This is a genomic window from Bradyrhizobium sp. Unk1, assembly GCF_059512345.1.
In genome coordinates this window covers 36,362-55,527 of the sequence record NZ_JCAMOP010000039.1, presented here as the reverse complement: position 1 = coordinate 55,527, position 19,166 = coordinate 36,362, and the positions used below count along the sequence as shown (strand labels likewise).

The following is a 19,166-nucleotide window of genomic DNA, read 5'->3' as shown; positions in this document are numbered from 1 at the left end:
TTTGAATTGGATAGACATTAAGCGTGAACTTTCGAATCCAAATTTCCGTGGTTTCCCGTTGCATCAATGGAGTAACCTGTTTTCGCTTTTGGGGGCGTAGGGATGGCGCACTACCGAGCTTACCTTTTGGATCAGCACCACCGCGTTATAAGCGTGGCCAATTTGCAGTGTGCCGACGAGCAGGAAGCACGAGAACGTGCTCAGCAGCTAGTTGATGTCAACGACATCGAGCTATGGCAACTTGATCACCGTATTGCGGTGTTTGAGGCCGCCATAATCCGAACTTCGCAGGCGGCGGTACAGGGAAGCGTTCAGCGGGCGCAGCCCCCTACAATGAAGCCTAAGTGAAGGCTGCGGCGCAAAGAGGCGCACGACTCGGGTAGCGCAAGGATGGCGGCTTGGTTTGTGGTGATGCTGTAGAGATTGCAAATGGAGAACACCGGCCGGCGACCTACTCGACCTCGATCATAGCTCCTTGGTGGCCCGCAGCTTCGGAGGTAATAGCGTTGTGCTTGAACGGCTGACTTGATTTCGTCGCTGACCTTGAGATATTTTTTTGCTCTTGCGCCACTTATGTGCAGAGTAAAGCACGGGTACGGCAGAGCCTGTACTTAGAACGAGGAAGTCGCGCTTGTCATTGCGATAGACATCAAACACCTTTCGCCCCCGTTAGTGCTCAACCGGGACGCCAAGGGCACGACCCTTATGGCCGCGGTCGAGACATTGAGGAAATCGAGACGGCAATGCGCTTCGACAGCGGCAGGTGGTAGGTCCTTGGAAATGCCGACGATGTACGGAAGTCGGATGAGCGGCGGAAGATCGTTACAGTCTTGAAGGAGACAGGTGACGAACAGATGCCGGCGGCGATTGCCAGGCTAGCTGGTATGAAGCCAGAAAATGTCCGCGTGTTGCTGCGCAAGATGGTCAAGGGCGGCGAAGTGATGCAGCCTCGCATCGGCTATTACACGGTGCTTCTGTAATGGGCCCGATGATGTCAAGCCTCCCGAGTGAACGCCACGCCGCCGAGCTCATGCTTCTGTCCGTGGTCAATGCCTGGTCGCCACATCATGCTGTCAGAGGGAGCGGTGAGCCCGAGCGTCTCAAAAAACTCAACCAAGGCGTCGGGTTCGCTCGCGACCTTCGCTTCCTTCAGGATCTTACCCTGGGCATCCACAACGCACACGCTCGACAGTTCCAATGACACGTCGATTCCGGCATAATACTCCACGGCTGTCCTCCGTCTCTAGATGCTTGGGGCCGACTCAAGTCGTGACCCCGTTTCATCATCTATCGGGGGACAGCCACCATCCATGACCCTTGCTCCGAGCAGGGCCCATTACGGCATCTAGCCCAGTTCGGGCAGGCGCGCGGCTAGCTTTATAGAACTCTGATTATTCTGGTTACTCCGATTACTCCTTAGAGGAGTACCGGAGCAATCGGAATAATCGTGGGTGTTATAGGCAGAAGCCCCAACGAGTTTGTGCTTCTGGAGCAGGCGGTGGTCATGCCCTTAGAACGCGCTGGCGAGGCCGGACGGCGGCCTTGCCCCGCGGCGGCCGGTGTTCGGTCAGGGACGCTGCCGAATACTCACCCTAGGCGGCCCGCCTACCGTTTGTATCGGTTCACCGGCCGCACGGTCCAGCGGCGGGTGTGGCCTAGCGAGGCCTACCGTTCCGGGAGGTGCATCGTTGCTGGCCGTACGAGTATCGACGCGCTCTGACGTGATTGCCGATCCAATGGCGATGGCCAAGGCGATAGCGGATAGGAAAAGGGCTGTCCGGTTCTGGTTGTCCATCGTTAGACCTCCGCGAAACGGCTCCATAGCGCGGGGATAACGCCGAACTGACGACTTGGTTCTTACGGTGGCCGGCGATGGGTAGGGGGCTTCGATCTTTAATACGAAATGAAGGGCTCTGACCGGCCCATGGACAATCTTTTACCGACGGTGACCCCGTTCAAATCGGATTTTTAACTGAAGGAATACGATGACTACCCAGTACAAGGCGCCGAAACATTTTAGCAAAAAAGCGATTGCGTTCTTCAAAGGCGCCGTTGCGGAATATGAATTCGAGCCGACCACATGATTCTGCTGACGAAGGCTTGCGAAACGTACGACCGCGCAGAAGATGCACGCAAAATAATTGCAAAAGATGGGATGGCGTACCAAGACAGGTTTGGCAGCCCCGCGCGCGCACCCGGCCGTTGGAATCGAGCGGGACAGTCGGACTGGCATGGCCCGACTTTTTCGCGAACTCGGACTTGATATCGGGGAAGCAGGGTCGGGCCGTCCGCCTGTGCTTCCCGCTAAACGGCGGTGATGCATGGCGCCTCGTAAACGCCAACTGAATCGCCGGCAGGCTCTAAGCGCGAATGCGCAAGCGTGGCTCCGCGGTGACCCATCGGGTGGGTTCTTCGGCTTTAAGCCTCAAGACGAACTCGCAGCCCTTTGGGCGGAGTGCGGCCACCATGCCGGCTGGAGGTTCTTGAAGGGCCGTCGGGGCGCCGTGTGCGTTCGGAAGCAGAGAGAGCTCGGATCGTCGCCGAGAGCCTGTTATCTGGTGCCCAGGTGTCCGAGGTGGCGCGCAAGTATGGAGCGACGCGCTGGCAGATCTACGACTGTCGACGGCGCTTTCAACAGCGAGGCCTGTTGCCGGCGTGCGAAGCGTCGCAGCCGACATTCGCGCCTCTGGTGGTGGGAGGTGGGTTGGAGGAGCGTCAAGCTCCGGCAATCAAGCTTGAGATTGCGATTGGTGATATCGTGCTGTGGACGGATACGGCCATTGATGCCGAGCAGCTGTCCCGGGTGATCCGCGTGCTCGAGCGTCACGATGATTGCGGCCGGTGCTGATCTGAAGAGTTACGTTGCAACGCGGCCAATCGACTTCCGCTGTGGCCACGATGGGCTTGCGGCGAAAGGTGCAGGAGATGCTTCGTCTCGACCCGTTCAGCGGCGCAGCCTTCGTGTTCCGATTAAACGAGCGGATCGGATCAAGATTTTGGTCTGGGATCGAACGGGCCTGGTGTTGGTGCACAAACGCCTCGAAGGTTGCAAGTTCGTTTGGCCAACGATCACGGACGGCGTGATGCGCATGTCGCCGGCGATGTTCGCGGCCTTCTTCGAGGGCCTCGATTGGAGGTTGGTCCGCCCGGAGGAAGCGCGGCGCCCGCAGGCGGCGGGATAACTGCGGCAGAATGACTCGGAAGCTATTTTGAGCACGTCGTGCCCAGCGGGCTGCCGACCGAAGCGGCTATCGCGCACGTGATCGTCTCCAAGTTCGGCGACCACAAGCCGTTTTATCGTCAGGCCGAGATCTATGCGCGCCAGGGCATCCGGCTTGATCGGGCGACACTGGGCAACTGGTCCGGTCGCGCCTACTTCCATCTTCAACCCATCGCGACCACATGCGTCGCCACCTGGCCATGGCGGATCGCCTGTTCATGGACGAGACCACAGCGCCGGTGCTTGATCCCGGGCGAGGCCAAACGAAGAAAGGCTACTTCTGGGCGACCGTGTCCGACGACCGAGGCCACAGCGGCCCAAGTCCGCCGATCGTGCTGTTCCGATATGCTCCCGGCCGCAGCGGTGCCTTCGCTGAGCAGTTCCTGAACGGCTTCAACGGAAGCTTCCTGCAATGCGACGCCTATGACGGTTATGACCGACTAACCGAAGTTGCTCGACCGCAAGGGCCGTGGACGCTCGTCCCTTGCTGGAGCCATTTGCGCCGGCGCTTCGTCAAATTGGCCCGCAACAGCAAATCGCCGATCAACGAGGCCGCCGTTCGGCACATCGCACAGCTTTGCGCCATCGAAGCCATGGTACGCGGCTCATCGCCGAACATCCGGCCGGCCGCGCGCAAGGAGCACTCGCTGCCCATGATAGCCGCGTTAAAGCCGTGGTTCGAGAAACAGCTGTCGATGATCTCCAGTGGTTCGACGCTCACCGAGGACATCCGCTACGCGCTCAATCACTGGCAGGGGCTGACCCGCTTCCTCGAAGACGGGCGCCTCGAGCTCGACACGAACCCTGTCGAGAACGCCATCCGGCCAGTCTGCCTGACCAGAAAAAATGCTCTCCTTCGCCGGTCATGAAATCGGGGCAGAAAACTGGGCCTTGCTGGCCTCGATCGCCGCTACCTGCAAGCTCAACGGCGTCAACCCGGCTGCCTACATCACCGAAACACTCGAGGCGATCATCGACGGCCATCCCCATTGCAGGATCGAAGACCTCATGCCGTGGCGATTCCGCAAAACGTCAAGCCAGCCTCAATAGGGCCCCGGCTGAGCGCTTACGGTGAGGGAGGGGCACGCCTGCTATATCCCCTCTTGGATCAAGGTGCTGAAGAACGACAAACGCGCGATCAAGGCTTCGTCCAATACCCAGCGGGCGGCGGACTTCCTGTATCGGTTTCAGGCCAAAAAATTCCGCAGCGGGCTGAGGCGCCGCGCGCCTTGTTCTCCCTGAGAACCGGCATCGCGAGTAAGGGCCGACTTTGAATATCGGAGGAGTTGTGCGCCTTATCCACGGGCCAGGGTTGTGGTCGTGGGCTCTACTTGGCCGGTAGAGGTGAATCACCGAAGCATGGGTTGGAGCCACGCATCGAGCGGGGAGGGCAGCATGGCTCGCAACGTCATCATCTTCTCAGACCCGCAAAAGCGGTGAAGAAGCTCCGCAGGGGTATCGAGCGGCCAGAAGGAAATGCTCATGCCGCGAGCAAGGAGACACTGAACAGGCTAGGAACTTGCCCCAGCGCGAAACGGGCATTGCTTGCCAATGCCGGTCCTCCTTATGTCTCTGAAGATTAATACTTCCGGACCGACGATGTCGGCGATCGATGACATTCCGGGATGTTGACGAACGGCGACATTTCGATTGTCGCTGAACGGCGACATATGCTAATGTAACCGAACGATGACATTGGGGATTGCCATGCTTATCCGTACACCTGCCGACGTCGGCGCCGTCATTCGCGACAGACGCAAACGCCTCAAGCTAGACCAATCGAAGCTGGCCAAGCGGATTGGCGTTAGCCGCCAATGGCTGATCGAGGTCGAGCACGGTCATCCCCGCGCAGAGATGGCCCTTGTCCTCCGTGCTCTCGACGTTCTCGGCATCCCGGTGGATGCCAATAGTGGAGCGCCCACCAGCCGCGGGTCTACCTCCGCAGTTGATATCAACGCCATCGTCACCAAAGCCAAGAAAGGCAAGACATAATGGCCAAGCTCTCACTCTTGGATGGCACCGAAGCCGAGTCCGCAGTGACGCACGCGGCCGGCTGATCTTCGTCTACGACAATGCATGACGCAACGCGGACGGAGCCTACCCCTTTCGCTATCGATGCCGCTTGCCGCCGAGGAGCACTGTCCAGCCACCGTTCAAGCCTTCTTGTGGGGGCTGCTTCCTGACAACGAGCAGGTGCTCGAGCGCTGGGCCAAGAAATTTCAGGCATCGGCGCGCAACGTGTTTGCCCTCATCTCTAACGTCGGCGAGGATTGCGCCGGGGCCGTCCAGTTCGTCACGCCTGATCGATTGGAGGCTCTGAACACAGGCAAAGACGACAAGATCGAATGGCTGGATAAGCCGGAAATAGCAAACCGGCTTGGAGTCTTGCGTGAAGATCACGCTGCCTGGCGTCTGCCCCGCGACACCGGTCAATTCAGTCTTGTGGGCGCCCAGCCGAAAACCGCGCTTGTCCTCAAAAGACAACAAATGGAGGCATTCCGTTCGGGCGCATAACGACCACCCACATTTTGAAACCACCGACGGTCCATCTCGATGGTCACGCCGAGAATGAGCATATCTGCCTGCAGCTCGCTCGCGAGCTCGGACTGCCAGCCGCTGAGACCAAGGTGATGCGCTTCGAACAGGAAATCGCGATCGTGGTTGAACGCTACGATCGGCAGGTCAGCGGGAACGACATCATCCGCGTTCATCACGAAGATATCTACCAGGCCATGGGCATCCTGCCGACCAAGAAATACCAGAACGAGGGCGGACCACCTGCCGATACTGTCGAGCTCTTGCGTACCTACTCGGCAGACTGCGAGGCTGACCTTGAGACGTTCGTCAGCGCTTTGGTCTTCAACTGGCTCATTGGAGGCTCTGATGCTCACGCCAAGAACTATTCATTGCTTCTGGCCAGCGGTCCTCTCGTGCGTCTCGCCCCCTTTACGACATCGCCAGCATTCTTCCTTACGACCATGTCGATCAGCGCAAGATCAAACTCGCCATGAAAGTCGGGGGTGAATACAAGCTCGATCAAATTGGCTTGCGCCAGTGGCAAAAATTTGCGCGCGAGACGCGTGTTAATGCGGACGTGCTCATCGCTACCCTGATCTCCATGGCCGGGCAGATCCACGACCTGGTGGCGGACATTCGCACGCGCGCGCAAAAGGAGGGATTGGAGAACGCTGTCATCGAGCGATTCGCAACGGCTTTGGGTACGCGAGCCAAGTATTGCGAACACGTTCTGAAAGGGGATCTAGGATACAGATCATCCATCAGTTGAAGGGAGTCGAGCGCAACCACGAGCTCATTCATTCCGATATCGGCGCGCTCGCCGCACGGCTGCCTGATAAGCCCGTTGCTGCGCCGCCTCATGCTCGTCCGAGTTACGGCTTGCATGCACTCGGCCGGCGCTCAACTTTGCAGGTCGAAACTAGCGAGCCGCTGCCGGTCTAGAATCATGATCTCGCGTTGAGTATTGCCGATGAAATCAAGAACGCCATCACTATGCAATTGCGACACTGCGCGTGAGACGGTCTCGATGGTCAAGCCCAGGTAGTCCGCGATGTCTCGCCGAGACATTGGCAGCGACATAACATCAACAGCCATGAGCCGCACATCCATCTCATGCAAGAAAGCGGCAACGCGCTCGAGAGCAGTCTTACGTCCAAGCAGCAACATATGGTTCTCCGCGTGCTGCAATTTAATCGTGGTCATGCTGAGCAAGGTACGCCAGACAACTGCGTCAGTCTGGGCGATCGCATCAAGAGTGTGCCTCTTGATCAGGCGAACAGCGCTCTGCGTAACGGCTTCCGCGCTAAATCGGTGTACCCCACCGTTCTCGAATCCAAAAATGTCACCCGGTAAATGAAATGCGCCAATCTGGCGTCGCCCATCGGACAGTAGTTTGTAGCTCCGTACCGCCCCTTTCATGACCTGATAAACGTACTCGGCGGGGTCACTCTCGATGTAGATCGTCCTACCCTTCTTGTAAGTGAACTCATTCAGGCTGACGCTCGGATTTGACCCGCTCGATATGCCGAGCTCATTGAGCGCATTACGGCAAGATCTTTGGTCTGTGGTGATGCTTACAAACATAGTCCGGCACTCCTGAACCACTGGTCGGGCGCAATCTGCGGGGGCGCGCGAGTGCGTCACAAGCTTGTATGAAAAGAAGAAGTCGTATCGTTGTAACGCAGTGCCGCGCACCGGCGTGGCGCGGCACAAGTGCGGCCCGCTTTACACAAGCATAGGCTATATACGCTGAACTGGTTTTGACTTGAAGCAGCCCGCCGCGACTGACCTGCAAGAGACAGGGGGGCGCTGCGACAGGTTCGATGTCGGCCTTCATTCAGATTGCGTCATCGAGCCTTCGGTTGAGAATCGGCGGCAAATAGTCGGACGACGCTCTAGAGCTGCGCGAGAATGCATTTCTAGCGCAAATACGCACACAAGAATGATAGAAGAGCAGGTGGCGGCCCAGGAGCCCTTAAGTAAAAGGGCTAGAAGGGCAGATCTGTATTCATGCGCCAGTTCAAATTGGGTCTCTCGAGAGCGCGCCCGTCGTTTAGAGGCCATCGCCAAAGACGAATCTAACGCTCGTACATTGTGCCTGCTACGCGAACCCGCACAAACATGCCGAAGCGCGCCCATAAGAGTCTTTCTGCCAGGGAAAGTGGCAGGAAAGCTGCGCAGAAAGTGTAACCGACGTTCAAGAACTGAGCGCGGCGCCGTACCGGGGGGGCGTCGTATTGCTTGGGCTTTTGTGTACCCACGGGCCCGCAAGACTTCATTCGCGCCCGCAGCACCAGTCACACTGAGAACTCTTTCCGGCGCTAGCCTGCGGAGTGTCCCCCGGCAATCTGCCATTGACTAAGATCAAGTGGTGCCATTCAGATCCTTTATCCTCTGGTGAACTTAACGGAGGCAAGAGGTCTCATGCGCTACCTTCTCCTTATCGGAGTGCTCGCACTTCCCATCCTCGTCGGCTCAGGATCGCGTTCGACCGCTGGTTCTCGGGCTCATTCGTACACGCCACCGATACGCCAGGACGTCTATTGTCTGCAGGGACGCAGTTGGGGATATCCGGGCAATTGCCAGTTCTCGACCTATGGCCAGTGCATGGCTACTGCATCAGGTACATACGCCTATTGCGGCATCAATCCGACCTACGCTTTCGAGCGGCAAGGAAGACAATCGCGCTGATGTGAATCAGAATTGCTGGTACGCCAAGCGGCGGGTTTGAAACATCTGCTCGTGCAGGCTCCTGTTGCCGTTCGTTCGCCTCACCTGTTCTGCGCTGGAACGCCTTTTTTGGATGTCGGCTAAGCCCCGCGGATATCCTGCCTGTGCTTCTCCGCCACAGACAAATGAAGAATATAACACTCGTTCCAGACAGTGGCCGAGCGGAGATTCATCAAGACAGCCCTCCAAGAAACCGAAAATAACCAGGCAATTTGACTTAACATTAGTGGGCCGGCTGCGGCTGTCGATTGGGTCAGATGCTTCAGTCTCCACAGCGTGATACTACGAAGTTTACCACGGACCACGGAGCCGACTTCGTAGTCCGTATTCTGCAGGACTTTCCCAAGAGTGTATCGCGTCAACTTCCTGACAATAGTTTCAAGGCCGACAATTGAACGTCGATAGTGCCTACATCGAGCGACGAGCTTCGAAGGCTCGTGCTCGTGCGCTACTTCCATGTTTTTAATTGGAGTGTGCACGAATCCCTTCAGCGTGGATGTTCTTTTTCACCCCGCGAGCTGTCGTCCATGGCAAGTAGCTGGACGTTGCAAGTTCAGTGCGTGCTAGTTTTTGGGAGCCGGACTGCGCGAGAAGCAAGGAGTAGTGCCGGTCGGCTTCAAGACGGACGCTGCCGTCATCTTTCCGGCTTTCGATATCGATATCGATATGCGCCTTCGGCAGCGTCCTTTGAGCGTCTAGGCGTGCTTGATAGGCCGCCAAGGAAGATCGAATGGGCCTTGGCCGAAGAATTTGAGCACTCGATAGTCGCAGATCTTAAAACCTAAAACGGGTCTCCCTGTACTCAAGCTCGCGTCTGGATCGAAAAAGGGGCCTTTTTACGTGCGTGCGAGAGCAATTCGAGAAGCAAATATCGAGCCGCAAGGAGTTGCCATCAAGTGCGTTCGTGAGCAGCACATCTTTCGTCTCTGATATGGGGCAGCACTATCAGCGCATGCTTAAGATGATAGCAGGACCAGTTATCGGGCCAACTCAGCAGCGATTGTGAGTTGATCGAGACATCAAAATCCTACCTGGTGAAAAAGTTGAGATCGGGAGCATCCGCGGAGATCTTGACCAGGTAGGCTCTACAGACCTCGTGAACTCCACGTCGAAGGCTACCAATGTCCTCGAAAGCACGCTCCCGACCCTGCCACCGCGCTCTGCGTGCCAAGCGAAGTCTGACGAACAAGACTGCGTTCGGCACGACTCAAGTTCGACCAGGCAGCCTAGAAAAGCTGGCGCCTGTCGATGGCCACAACCAATTGCCGAAACTCTCCACGGCGTTAATTCGCCGACGAAATCGAAGTCGTCAGACTGCGTCTCCAATCCATCGCCGCCTAGGCCGCTGCGGCACCAATGTTCGGCAATGGCTCCTTATTCCACGATAAGTCACACCCTGGATCGAAGGATAAGTAATCGCAGGTCAGTTCTTCATCAGGTTGTACGTCACGGGCTGTGAAAATTCTGCAATGATCGTCTTGATATGTGTTTGGATGACTGCTGTGATTCATGAAGCGAGCGTTGTCAGCATTATACTCTAGGAGGCCGTCATTAACCTTGTAGTCTCTCGGATAGGCATGCTTATCAAGTAGAGCTTGGAATGTTGGAGCTAGAGTTTCGTATTGTTCGGGCGTCACCGCAATATCAACGGTCGGGTTGTGGATCCAAATTAACGCACCTTTAGGCAAACGAGTAGCGGAGAAAAGTCCAATACCGCCAAACTGGTCTGGCTTCAAAATAGTTTCAACAATCAACATCGAAGAAAGCTTCCAAAGTCACTAGCAACCAGCAAGCTAACTGACGTGAGCTGCCAAATCTCCTGCACGAATTGGTAGGGTCGTCTATCCCCGCCTTCATCACAATTTGGAGGTACTCGGCATTCGGCTGCATGCTCCGGATCGCCTTCCGTGGCACCGCCATCGTGGTGATGACTGAAAAGGGGCTGCAGGTCGATGGGGTTCCGCGCAAAGATCCGCGCCGATCAAGGAGGCGAGTTCGTGTCGCGCAATCGCGACCTGTGGACTCTCAGCGCGGCGGCACGCTGGACTTTCTCGCGGCCCTGGCAAGCCGCCGACAAGCCCTTCCTCAAGGCCTTCACGAGCAGGGGGCGAATGCGTCAAGCCCATTCGTTCCTGTGCCTGCTAGAAAGAAAGTGGAGACATGGGCAGACATTATAGTGCCGAGCGCCCCGTGAGGGGTCGGCAGTCACCTCCGAGTTTTCTGCACTATCACCTCGCCGCAACCAGCCCAGCAACCTGATCAGGCTCTTTACAAACAAAAAGGCGCCATGGCTGTTCGGCTCAACAAGGAGCCGCTAAGCAATGGCGCCCGCAAGTTCATCGGGACCGGCAGTACCTATCCGCACCGCCCAGAACCTCACTAAGCTCGCAAGAGGCGCTGAAGCAAGCTATCGTCCAACAACAAGTCCGCTACCTGAGCTATCTGGACTGGCCTCTCACGTAGCGACTGTCCCTGGTGTCTACATCTATGGATGATGGATGAGCCGAACGTCGTTGGGTCCTCCCGGCCCCAAGAGCGCCGTGTAACGCTCGCCGCGAATGTCGTACTGCTTCATCGGCTGCGCTGCGTCCGGCAAGAGGCCCCAGTGGCCGAGCTTTGAGATCATCGTGATTGGGGCGGGCTGTGTGCCGTGCGAAAAGCCCTCAGGAACGGCGAATGATGCAGCATAAATCTCGCGGCCCGCGGGCGACGTCGTCTCAGCCCTGGCGGACGCCGGAGCGGCTTGCTCCATCGTCCCTGCAAGCAGTGCTGGCGAGGGCCGATCCGCCGGCCGCGCGCTGGGCTGTGGAACGTTTTCCGGTCGAGATCCGTAATGAATGGTTGCGCCTGACAGATTGAGTGGGGAGCCGCCCCTCATCGCCGCCGCGGGCACGAACAGCGCCGTGAAGCGGCCGTTATGAACGATGAAAGGAGCGGGTGGGGTGTCCTGGCTCGGCGGGACGCTGCTACCCTCATGCGCGGCTGACGTACGCTGGTCGTCCTGCCGCGAGTTGAAGGGGCGAATGGCCGCTCCTGAATCCACGGCGTGGTCATGACGCTCGGTTGGCTCGAGAGGCGGCGATGAGCCGGCGCTTTCCAGCATCGCCCACAGCAGATCCTGAGAGTAGCCTTCCGCAGGAAGGATCAACGGGCCGCTGGCCCGAAACGGTGTGCCAGCCTGTTCAATCAGCTCGCGAGCGGCTGAATTGCTAGGCTCGCTGGGCTGGTGCTCAATGGCATCGGCTTGCGTCTCGCTTAGTGTCCTCTGCCTCTTCGCAGGCCTCAACTGGCCGGTGTAGTCCTCACCCATCAGGGCAGCGGCGTCCTCGCGTCCGGTGACTGCGTGTTCGGGATGAGAACCGTCGGCCCTCTGGTGCTCAAGTCCCAAGGTCTCGGCGAGTCTGAGGCCTTCTTCAGACAGATGAGGATAGTGGGGATGAGCGGAAAGAGGATCATCTACGACCGCCGAGGTGCCAACTTGCGGCACTTCATCCAAGTACGGTTCAAACTCGGCTTGCTGCTGTTGCGCTTGCGGCACCGCGGCGTTGTACGCAGCGAACTTTGGGTCGAATGGGTTGATGCTGTTAAATGGGTCCATGTCTGCCCCCCGGTTGGAGTGTGCCGCTCTCGCTCTATTAGGACCAGCTGTCGACAAGCTGACGCACTCAGAGAATTCGGTGAGCCAAATGGGCCTGCCCGATCGCCACAGTCACTCGAGGAACGCGCTAAGAAATGCCGGATCGAATTTTGCTGGCTGGGTAAGTCGGAGCTGGCACGAGCAGGGTCTATTTTGTGGAGTACCATCATGGCGGGCGACAAAATCGTCCTAAAATAAAGTGCGTACTGAGCTGGGAAGTCTTCTGACGGTGCTCTCCGGATGGTGGCCGACGCGAGGCAGACCTCTAGGTTGAAGGCATGGCGCGGACAGTGCAGAAATCGTTGCAGCTGCCACCGATGTCAAGGGGAAGCGAACGTGCGATATGTTGCCTGTCGCCAAGAGGGGCTCGAATATTGCATTCGCAAGGCATCATCCATCAAAAACCTTCATCCCGTGATGTTGATTCCGCGCGCGGCGGAAGGACCCACGTCCGGGCTACCTTATAGGTGGAGAGTATACATTCGCATAGACAGAGGGGTACGGTGACCCGTCACCGTGGAGGAAAGGGCGCAAACCAAGCCGTTGCTGCCGCCCGGCTCGGCCTGAAACCACACTTCTACAAGCATATTGTTGATGATGATGCCGGCCAGTCGCTTTTTAAATCGATTATGGAAGCTGGGGTTTACACTGACCCAATTACGGTCTGTCGCTGACGAGGGCACCAACATGATCGTCATAGACCCAGGCGCCAATCGAAGATGGCACTGGATATGATTGAGAGCGCAATTAGAGCACGATACAATCGTCGCGGAAATGAGTGTATGCCGATCCCTGCGCTCAATCGACTCTTCGAGATGAAGCGTAAAAATGACTTCGAGCTTGTTTTCAACCCGGCCGGTAAGGCCAGGGCCAGGTCTTCCATCGACTGCGTGGAGAAGCGCTGATTTCCTCACGCCGAACCAGACGGAAGCTTTCGAGCTGACAGGCATCGAGGTAGGCGACTTCGATAGCGCCGCGCGTGCGGCGGCGAAGTGCTTGATCTCGGGCCCCGGTGCCGCGCTGATCGCGCTCGGGGCGGAGGGACCTGATGCCACGCGCTCCTTTGCTCTGCGGGCGTTTCCCGTCAAGGCCGTCGATACCGCGGCCGCAGGAGATGCTTTCAATGAGGCATTCGCAGCATCGCTCGCTCAGCTATTGCCTCTAAAGGAAGCAGTGAGGAAGGCGCTAGCGGGCTGCAGCCTTATGTGTGACACGGCCCGCGCTCAAAGCTCAATGCCGACAGCCCAGGCACTTGGCGAGTTTCTACGGCCTCAAACGATCTTGGAGTTGGAATGACCGAACAGTTCTCAGTTTCAGGCCGAACGGTGCTCGTCACCGGGGCAGCCGGCGGTATTGGCTCCGCCATTGCTAACGCGTTTCGCCAGGGAGGCGCGAACGTCGTTGCCACCGATGCCAATCTGGAGAACCTCAGAGACACTCTGCCAAGACTGCCCTATGGCAACGGCATAGTGCCCATGGCCATGGACGTCGCGCGCGAGGAGGACGTCGGTAGGGTCCTTGAAGAGATCGAGCAATACTTTGGCCGGCTCGACGTGCTGATCAATAATGCAGGCATAAAATCTGCCCAGCCATTGCTTAGCGGTAGCGCTGAAAAAATTGAACGCACGATCCAGATCAACTCGATCGCCGTCCTGCGCTGTTCAAAATTAGTTGTCGAGCGCTTCATGAAAAGCAAGGGCGGACGCATCGTCAATGTCGGCTCCTCGCTGTCCTCGCAAGGTGCGGTTTTCAACTATCAGGCCGGCGGAGGCGATTATTGTCTTTCGAAGGCAATCGTTCACGATGTGACCAAACTACTTGCCTATGAATGCGCGCGGCTCAGCATCAATGTGAACGCGATCGCGCCTGGTATCATTGATACTCCCATGCACGGTCGCCCGCGGGAGGAGACTGAAGCGCGGCATGGTGGCCGGATCCCGTTGGGACGGGTTGGAGTGCCTGAGGATATCGCAGGGCTAGCCGTCTTCCTCGCAAGTCCTGCGGCTTCCTACATGACAGGGCAGATCGTTCACGTGAACGGCGGGATGCTGATGAATGGCTAGCCCAATCTCTCACCTCAACTGGCCGTCAGTCGCTGGGATCGGACCGCAATGGCGTCCTCTATCGTGGAGATGCCGCAGTTATGATGCCATAGAATCGTTTACGCGATGGCAGGCGCCGGACTTCCGTTCTGCTTCGTGAGGAACAATTCGACCCACACGTCCGGAGGACGTCTTCCGAAAACTGGAAGCTTTTGGCCTTGCAACCGCGCCGAACGAAGTGGTTACGTGCGCGATTGCAGCCGCAGAACTCGCACGGACGAAGTACCTGGACGCGAGCCGCGTATGTATCATCGCCGCGCCCTGGCTTGCGAATGCTGTCCCCGCGGTAGGTTTCGACGTTACTCACCAAGAGCCGGAGATCGTCACGACGGGTCTCGATCGCCGCATCACGCATGAGAAGATGCGGATTGCTGTTGACGCGATGTTGAACGGAGCCGCTCTCATCGGCACCAACCCTGATCTTCTCTTGCCGATCGCCGATGGCTTCGAACCGGGAGCAGGGGCAATAATTACGGCCGTGGCTGGTGCCGCCCAGTCAAATCCCTGATCGTTGGTTAGCCCGAGCTGCACATGATCAGAACGGCGCTTTCCCGCCTAGGGACGGTACGCAGAGCCACACAGATGATCGGTGACCAGATTGCGACGGATATTCAGGCCGGTAAGCGAGCTGGCCTTCCAACCGTGCTGGTCACGACCGGCGTTCCATTCCGACAGAATCCTGCGTTGGCGCAACCAGATTTCGTCGTATCGAGTCTGGCAGAGATTGAGATCCCGGTGCTGGTTGGAAGCCCGCGACAGAGGAGAGCGTGACGGCGATGTTCGTCTGGAAGGCGCCAGCAAAGTCTATGGAGCTGTCCCGATCCTGCGGAATTAACCTGACAATCTACCAGGCAAATTCGTTGTCTTCGTCGGGCCATTCGCGTCGGGTAAGTCGACGCTGCTGCGCATGATCGGAGGGAAGGAGCGAATTGGCGGCTGCTGGCGGATAACGAGTGGTCGACAATATTGACGCGCTGATCGTAACCTTGGCGCGGTGTTTCAGAGCTACGCCCTCTAACTGCATATGACTGTCCGTCAGAACCTCGCCTTTCCTCTACGCATGTCGAAAGTTCGTGAAGCCAGATTTATACCAGGCTTGCGCAGACTGCGTGGCTATTGCAAATCGATCATCTGTTGGATCGTAAACCTCGGCAAGTCTGCGGAGGGCGGCGGCAGCGCGTGGCAATCGGGCGCGTCATTGTGCGTGAGCCCAAGGTGTTTTTGTTCGGGCGAGCCGTTGTCAACCTGGATACTGAATTGCGCGTCCAAATGCGGGTTCAGATTGCCAAGCTTCACAAGCAGTTTGGCAACACGATGATCTATGTGACGGACGACCAAATTGAAGGGATGGCGATGGCTGACAAGATCGTCGTGCTCAAGGACGGCGTTATCGAGCAGGGATAGCCCGCATGATCTCTACCAAGCCTGGCGTCGCGGTTTGTCGCGGGATTCACTGGCTCCCCAAAATGAACGTCCTAGGCGGCCAGGTCGAAGCCGCGCATCAGTTGAGTTGACGCTGGTACTCAGGCCATTTGCATCAATTTCAATCTCAATCGTGGCGTTGAAAGCGCTTCCGACCCATCGATTAGCCTGTCGGAGCTTGCCGCGCGCACGAGCGCAGTCGCGCGTGTGGCTCAGTCCGTCGACCGAAACGTGATCTGCCTACTTGGCGGCGGGCCGATAACGAAGCCTGACGAACTCTTGGATATCTGTGGCGAAACGGGTGTCAAGGGCTTCATCGGGGCTCCTCGCTCGATCGCGTCCCGCTGGAGATGTCTGTCCTTGAGGTCACCTCGGGATTCAAGACTCTTCACTTGTTGCGGGCGAAGGTCGATCTTCTTGAACGCCAACTGCAGTTGAGCGGCTTCAGGCACGGCGTCATCGCACAGTCCTCGATCATGAAACGCGTTCTGGAGACTGCAAAACGCTTGGCTTCCCACCCCAGTCCTGTGCTCGTTTGGGGCGAGACCGGCTCGGGCAAGCGAAGAATAGCCAGCCTGGTCCATGCCTTCAGCGACCGCAAGCACGCGAAGGCAGCGCTGTTTCAATGCCGACCCGGCTTGCCCATCGATACGGTCGGTGCGCTTTTCGGGGCGGAGCGCAATCAGAGCAGGAGACGCCAGCTGTCGCTGCTGGAAAGTGCAAACCAGACGACCGTGTTGCTGCTGCATCTCGATCAGCTTTCGCGTGATGGGCAGGAACGGCTTGCCGATTACCTCGAGACCGGTAGTTTCGCGCCCTTGAACGGCGCATCCAGTGTGCGCTCCAGTGCGCGAATAATCGCAACTACCACTGTGGCTCGCGGGGCGGGCCTTCAAACAGTGCTATGCCCCCGGCTGCTCGGCTTGTTTTCGGGGCTCGACATCAAAGTACCCGCCTTGCCAGATCGCCTGGAGGACCTCCCTCAGCTGGTTCAACATTTCACAGTCGAGGCAAAGGGGGATTCGAATGCCCAAACGCTCGCGATCGCAAACTCTGCATCTTTGGCGCTCGCTGGCCATGATTGGCCCAGCAATTTAAGGGAATTGCGCCAGGTTGTGAACCAGCTGGTGACGCTTCCAGATGCGCATATCAGCGCGGCCATCCTGAGGCCGCTGTTGAACGCGTCCGCACCAACTAAGCCGAAAAATGCATTCTCCGAGCGGGAGTGGATTATCGAAGGCTTGAAACGAAACAGACTTCATCGCGGAAAGACAGCAAGTTGTCTGGGGCTTTCAAGAAAAACCCTCTACAATAAAATCAAGAAGCTGCGGATCTTGGAGTAGCAGTCCCGCTGTTCACTTTGCTCAAACTAGCCGCCGCGAAACGGTCTCATCCAAAACCGTGAATATTGGTAATGACGACTGCGTGCGCCGGCTCACTATGCGGTTTTCACGTTTGCTAAGCGGATTTCTGCGGTGGAGCTGCGCCAATCTTGGCTGAACCACGGACGGCGAAATTGCTGGCTTGCGGAGCTTTCGTCCACAGCATCCCGTCGCACCATACGTGCTCCACGCGGCCCCACTTGCAAGCGGCTGCGAGATGCGGGAAGAACCCACGGCCATGGTGATTTGCGCTCGTATTGCAAAGCAACGGAATTCCCGTGAGTGCTTCGTATGCGACGAGAAGCTCGGCGACTTTGTGTTGAGAGGTTCTGCAGATCGTCTGCAGTCGCGCAGATCCGTCGAGATGTACAACGGCGGGGATTTTGTCCCGCCATTCGGCTCGAGTCTGATGATCGAAAAGCATATAAGGATCCGGCGTTCCTGGACAGAAAATCTCCGGCGCGCGATCTTCCAGGCAGATCGGCGCCACTGGCCGGAAGTGTTCGCGATGCTTGATGTCATTGAGATAATCCTTCATTCGCGGCGATGTTGGGGCTGCGAGAATGCTTCTGCTACCCAATGACCGAGGCCCGAGCTCGGCGCGGCCGGCAAGAAAAATCACGGGCTTGTCGCTGGCGAGCATAGTGGCGAGTTCATGCATACCACACGGCGCGGCATCCCACTCGGGTGGCACATCGCTACGTTGCAGCGCAGGACCACTGTATACCGACCATTGCAAGGGCGCGAAGCCTCCGTTCGCTACCATTGCGCAACAAGCTGCACCGATTGCAGAGCCGCTGTCATTTGGAAACGGCGGCACCCAGACAGCATCGAACAGGCCTGCCGCCCGTAGTGCACTATTCCATTTGATATTGAGACCGCAGCCGCCCGCTATGCACAAATTGCGGGCAGCAAAACCCGAGTGCCGCTGCAAAGTACTCGCCATTTCCCGCACGAGCAGACGCTCGAGGAAGCAATGAAACGATGCGAGCACAACTTCGGGCGCCTTGGCCTTCAACCGCCGCGCGCTAGCATCGAAGAAGTCGTGAATGGCCGCAAGCTCAGTCTCCATGCTCTCTATATCCGTGCGGTAACTCGCACGCTCCGTGCCAGCGGCAAAGCGCTCCTCATAGAGCTCCTGAAAGACCGTGACGATGTTTTCATGGACAGAGCCGAGGCCGATATAGGCCATCAGCTTGCCGGCGACGCCCAGGTTGAGCTTGCCGGCACCTCCCGGATCCAGCTTGCCGGGCTCACCCAGGTCCCAATTGGCGCGGTTCGCTCGCTTATAGGGCCCGAAGTGAAGGCCGGCAGCGGCATAGACGTGCCCAATCACCGGGAATAGACACTCGATAAACCGGGTCCCCCCGCGTTCTACATAATAGAGTCGTGGAAAGCAGCCGCCATCCCACACGAGGCAGAAAGCAGGCTGTCCAGCCCTGGCAAACGGGCTGGTGCAGTATGCGGCGGCCACGTGGCTGGCAATGTGCGGATAGCTCTTATAAGGGAAATCCCTGCCATCGAGCCTAAGGCCAAGGCCGTCGCGTGAGGTGAGAAGGCCCTCGGCATGGCGTTCAAGATAAGGGGCGCCTTTGAGCGTGATAGGTGTCGTTCCGCTGAGGATCTGGTACTGACACCCCACTTGCCCCAACCAGCCGTCGACGACGAACTGATCAATTCCCCGCACATCTCGACCGTGTTCCGCCAAAGCCGTGACGACTGCGTCCAGATTGTCAATCGTTTGATAGCGCGGATTGTTGTTCCGCTTCTCCTGCTCGATGCAAAAGATGAGCCGCCTGTCCTCGATCAGCGCGATCGCTCCGTCATGCGTCAGCTTGATACCGCAGATGCGCATAGTGCCTCCACTTTAATGCCAGCAATTCGATGAGTTAAAGACCAAGTCTGGACTCCGCGAGCATGCGAGTAAGCGATGGTCGTGGCCCCACTCATCGCGCGCCGCTCGCGCTAGAGGGCGATCGTCATTCGACTCATTTGCATGTCGATGACCCATTTCGTCACCAGCGAAATCCGGTTACTAGATGCCGTACCAAGCGTTGTGCATGGTTGCGCCGAGGCGGACCTATGGGATCTGCCCGGACGAGTTTCGCGTTCGCGACCGAGCAAGCGCCGGGATTGAGGTCGCCGTTCTGCGTCGC

21 protein-coding genes and 2 pseudogenes are annotated in these 19,166 nt (G+C 57.8%); 17 read left to right on the top strand and 6 right to left on the bottom strand.

The window, feature by feature from the left end; translation table 11 throughout:
- Nucleotides 1–854: 854 nt before the first annotated feature.
- On the top strand, nucleotides 855–980 hold the full coding sequence (locus AC5ZFO_RS36475) for a hypothetical protein (RefSeq protein WP_496123330.1): 126 nt from the start codon (nucleotides 855–857) through the stop codon (nucleotides 978–980).
- Between the two features lie 107 nt (nucleotides 981–1,087).
- Here the strand turns inward: AC5ZFO_RS36475 and AC5ZFO_RS36470 are convergent.
- Nucleotides 1,088–1,228 (bottom strand): annotated as a pseudogene (locus AC5ZFO_RS36470) (IS110 family transposase); the annotation flags it as partial.
- 1,278 nt (nucleotides 1,229–2,506) lie between these two features.
- Between AC5ZFO_RS36470 and AC5ZFO_RS36465 the strand changes: the two are divergent.
- From AC5ZFO_RS36465 to AC5ZFO_RS36430, 8 genes and pseudogenes are all read left to right on the top strand, one after another.
- Complete coding sequence (locus AC5ZFO_RS36465) at nucleotides 2,507–2,848, top strand: transposase (RefSeq protein ID WP_496123329.1); 342 nt, start codon at nucleotides 2,507–2,509, stop codon at nucleotides 2,846–2,848.
- Nucleotides 2,829–3,182: an IS66 family insertion sequence element accessory protein TnpB gene (tnpB, locus tag AC5ZFO_RS36460; protein ID WP_496123328.1), complete on the top strand. Its 354-nt coding sequence runs from the start codon at nucleotides 2,829–2,831 to the stop codon at nucleotides 3,180–3,182. Before AC5ZFO_RS36465 ends, tnpB begins: the two co-directional genes overlap by 20 nt.
- 38 nt (nucleotides 3,183–3,220) lie before the next feature.
- Nucleotides 3,221–4,089: pseudogene (gene tnpC, locus AC5ZFO_RS36455) on the top strand (IS66 family transposase).
- Nucleotides 4,067–4,270: a transposase domain-containing protein gene (locus AC5ZFO_RS36450; RefSeq protein ID WP_496123327.1), complete on the top strand. Its 204-nt coding sequence runs from the start codon at nucleotides 4,067–4,069 to the stop codon at nucleotides 4,268–4,270. Before tnpC ends, AC5ZFO_RS36450 begins: the two are co-directional and overlap by 23 nt.
- Before the next feature lie 657 nt (nucleotides 4,271–4,927).
- Complete coding sequence (locus tag AC5ZFO_RS36445; protein ID WP_496123326.1) at nucleotides 4,928–5,212, top strand: helix-turn-helix domain-containing protein; 285 nt, start codon at nucleotides 4,928–4,930, stop codon at nucleotides 5,210–5,212.
- 84 nt (nucleotides 5,213–5,296) lie between these two features.
- On the top strand, nucleotides 5,297–5,734 hold the full coding sequence (locus AC5ZFO_RS36440) for a HipA N-terminal domain-containing protein (RefSeq protein ID WP_496123325.1): 438 nt from the start codon (nucleotides 5,297–5,299) through the stop codon (nucleotides 5,732–5,734).
- Nucleotides 5,735–5,748: 14 nt separating this feature from the next.
- Nucleotides 5,749–6,231 carry a HipA domain-containing protein gene (locus tag AC5ZFO_RS36435; RefSeq protein WP_496123324.1) on the top strand — a complete coding sequence of 161 codons (483 nt, stop codon included), beginning with the start codon at nucleotides 5,749–5,751 and terminating at the stop codon, nucleotides 6,229–6,231.
- Nucleotides 6,228–6,506 carry a hypothetical protein gene (locus AC5ZFO_RS36430; protein WP_496123323.1) on the top strand — a complete coding sequence of 93 codons (279 nt, stop codon included), beginning with the start codon at nucleotides 6,228–6,230 and terminating at the stop codon, nucleotides 6,504–6,506. Before AC5ZFO_RS36435 ends, AC5ZFO_RS36430 begins: the two co-directional genes overlap by 4 nt.
- A gap of 131 nt (nucleotides 6,507–6,637) precedes the next feature.
- On the opposite strand, the gene AC5ZFO_RS36425 is transcribed toward AC5ZFO_RS36430, so the two are convergent.
- Nucleotides 6,638–7,321 (bottom strand): helix-turn-helix domain-containing protein, encoded by a 684-nt coding sequence (locus AC5ZFO_RS36425; RefSeq protein WP_496123322.1) that lies wholly within the window; start codon nucleotides 7,319–7,321, stop codon nucleotides 6,638–6,640.
- 840 nt (nucleotides 7,322–8,161) lie between these two features.
- Here AC5ZFO_RS36425 and AC5ZFO_RS36420 point away from each other — a divergent pair.
- Complete coding sequence (locus AC5ZFO_RS36420; protein WP_496123321.1) at nucleotides 8,162–8,428, top strand: DUF3551 domain-containing protein; 267 nt, start codon at nucleotides 8,162–8,164, stop codon at nucleotides 8,426–8,428.
- A 501-nt stretch (nucleotides 8,429–8,929) separates the two neighbouring features.
- Here the strand turns inward: AC5ZFO_RS36420 and AC5ZFO_RS36415 are convergent.
- From AC5ZFO_RS36415 to AC5ZFO_RS36405, 3 genes are all read right to left on the bottom strand, one after another.
- A complete protein-coding gene (locus AC5ZFO_RS36415) occupies nucleotides 8,930–9,187 on the bottom strand; it encodes a hypothetical protein (protein WP_496123320.1) in 258 nt (85 codons plus the stop codon).
- A gap of 617 nt (nucleotides 9,188–9,804) precedes the next feature.
- A complete protein-coding gene (locus AC5ZFO_RS36410) occupies nucleotides 9,805–10,224 on the bottom strand; it encodes an SET domain-containing protein (protein WP_496123319.1) in 420 nt (139 codons plus the stop codon).
- Between the two features lie 728 nt (nucleotides 10,225–10,952).
- A complete protein-coding gene (locus AC5ZFO_RS36405) occupies nucleotides 10,953–12,065 on the bottom strand; it encodes a hypothetical protein (RefSeq protein ID WP_496123318.1) in 1,113 nt (370 codons plus the stop codon).
- 506 nt (nucleotides 12,066–12,571) lie between these two features.
- Here AC5ZFO_RS36405 and AC5ZFO_RS36400 point away from each other — a divergent pair.
- From AC5ZFO_RS36400 to AC5ZFO_RS36370, 7 genes are all read left to right on the top strand, one after another.
- Nucleotides 12,572–12,778, top strand: coding sequence for a PfkB family carbohydrate kinase (locus AC5ZFO_RS36400; RefSeq protein WP_496123317.1), 207 nt, complete (start codon nucleotides 12,572–12,574; stop codon nucleotides 12,776–12,778).
- 154 nt (nucleotides 12,779–12,932) lie between these two features.
- The gene (locus tag AC5ZFO_RS36395; RefSeq protein WP_496123316.1) at nucleotides 12,933–13,400 is read left to right on the top strand and encodes a PfkB family carbohydrate kinase; all 468 of its coding nucleotides are present in this window, start codon (nucleotides 12,933–12,935) and stop codon (nucleotides 13,398–13,400) included.
- Nucleotides 13,397–14,167: an SDR family NAD(P)-dependent oxidoreductase gene (locus AC5ZFO_RS36390; protein WP_496123315.1), complete on the top strand. Its 771-nt coding sequence runs from the start codon at nucleotides 13,397–13,399 to the stop codon at nucleotides 14,165–14,167. Before AC5ZFO_RS36395 ends, AC5ZFO_RS36390 begins: the two co-directional genes overlap by 4 nt.
- 570 nt (nucleotides 14,168–14,737) lie before the next feature.
- The gene (locus tag AC5ZFO_RS36385) at nucleotides 14,738–14,977 is read left to right on the top strand and encodes an HAD hydrolase-like protein (protein WP_496123314.1); all 240 of its coding nucleotides are present in this window, start codon (nucleotides 14,738–14,740) and stop codon (nucleotides 14,975–14,977) included.
- A gap of 408 nt (nucleotides 14,978–15,385) precedes the next feature.
- Nucleotides 15,386–15,610: a hypothetical protein gene (locus tag AC5ZFO_RS36380; RefSeq protein ID WP_496123313.1), complete on the top strand. Its 225-nt coding sequence runs from the start codon at nucleotides 15,386–15,388 to the stop codon at nucleotides 15,608–15,610.
- 126 nt (nucleotides 15,611–15,736) lie between these two features.
- Entirely contained in the window at nucleotides 15,737–16,066 is a 330-nt protein-coding gene (locus AC5ZFO_RS36375; RefSeq protein WP_496123355.1) for a phosphoenolpyruvate hydrolase family protein, read from the top strand.
- On the top strand, nucleotides 15,979–16,971 hold the full coding sequence (locus AC5ZFO_RS36370; protein WP_496123312.1) for a sigma-54-dependent transcriptional regulator: 993 nt from the start codon (nucleotides 15,979–15,981) through the stop codon (nucleotides 16,969–16,971). Before AC5ZFO_RS36375 ends, AC5ZFO_RS36370 begins: the two co-directional genes overlap by 88 nt.
- A gap of 115 nt (nucleotides 16,972–17,086) precedes the next feature.
- On the opposite strand, the gene nodU is transcribed toward AC5ZFO_RS36370, so the two are convergent.
- Nucleotides 17,087–18,865, bottom strand: coding sequence for a nodulation protein NodU (gene nodU / locus AC5ZFO_RS36365; RefSeq protein WP_496123311.1), 1,779 nt, complete (start codon nucleotides 18,863–18,865; stop codon nucleotides 17,087–17,089).
- Nucleotides 18,866–19,166: the final 301 nt, after the last annotated feature.

Excerpts from the sequence above, each read along its gene's own strand:
- AC5ZFO_RS36440 (WP_496123325.1), top strand. The coding sequence starts at position 5,297 with ATGACGCAACGCGGACGGAGCCTACCCCTTTCGCTATCGATGCCGCTT.
- AC5ZFO_RS36390 (WP_496123315.1), top strand. The coding sequence starts at position 13,397 with ATGACCGAACAGTTCTCAGTTTCAGGCCGAACGGTGCTCGTCACCGGG.
- AC5ZFO_RS36385 (WP_496123314.1), top strand. The coding sequence starts at position 14,738 with ATGATCAGAACGGCGCTTTCCCGCCTAGGGACGGTACGCAGAGCCACA.
- tnpB (WP_496123328.1), top strand. The coding sequence starts at position 2,829 with ATGATTGCGGCCGGTGCTGATCTGAAGAGTTACGTTGCAACGCGGCCA.
- AC5ZFO_RS36475 (WP_496123330.1), top strand. The coding sequence starts at position 855 with ATGCCGGCGGCGATTGCCAGGCTAGCTGGTATGAAGCCAGAAAATGTC.
- AC5ZFO_RS36430 (WP_496123323.1), top strand. The coding sequence starts at position 6,228 with ATGAAAGTCGGGGGTGAATACAAGCTCGATCAAATTGGCTTGCGCCAG.
- AC5ZFO_RS36445 (WP_496123326.1), top strand. The coding sequence starts at position 4,928 with ATGCTTATCCGTACACCTGCCGACGTCGGCGCCGTCATTCGCGACAGA.
- AC5ZFO_RS36370 (WP_496123312.1), top strand. The coding sequence starts at position 15,979 with ATGTCTGTCCTTGAGGTCACCTCGGGATTCAAGACTCTTCACTTGTTG.
- AC5ZFO_RS36405 (WP_496123318.1), bottom strand. The coding sequence starts at position 12,065 with ATGGACCCATTTAACAGCATCAACCCATTCGACCCAAAGTTCGCTGCG.
- nodU (WP_496123311.1), bottom strand. The coding sequence starts at position 18,865 with ATGCGCATCTGCGGTATCAAGCTGACGCATGACGGAGCGATCGCGCTG.
- AC5ZFO_RS36425 (WP_496123322.1), bottom strand. The coding sequence starts at position 7,321 with ATGTTTGTAAGCATCACCACAGACCAAAGATCTTGCCGTAATGCGCTC.
- AC5ZFO_RS36450 (WP_496123327.1), top strand. The coding sequence starts at position 4,067 with ATGCTCTCCTTCGCCGGTCATGAAATCGGGGCAGAAAACTGGGCCTTG.
- AC5ZFO_RS36420 (WP_496123321.1), top strand. The coding sequence starts at position 8,162 with ATGCGCTACCTTCTCCTTATCGGAGTGCTCGCACTTCCCATCCTCGTC.
- AC5ZFO_RS36395 (WP_496123316.1), top strand. The coding sequence starts at position 12,933 with ATGACTTCGAGCTTGTTTTCAACCCGGCCGGTAAGGCCAGGGCCAGGT.
- AC5ZFO_RS36410 (WP_496123319.1), bottom strand. The coding sequence starts at position 10,224 with ATGTTGATTGTTGAAACTATTTTGAAGCCAGACCAGTTTGGCGGTATT.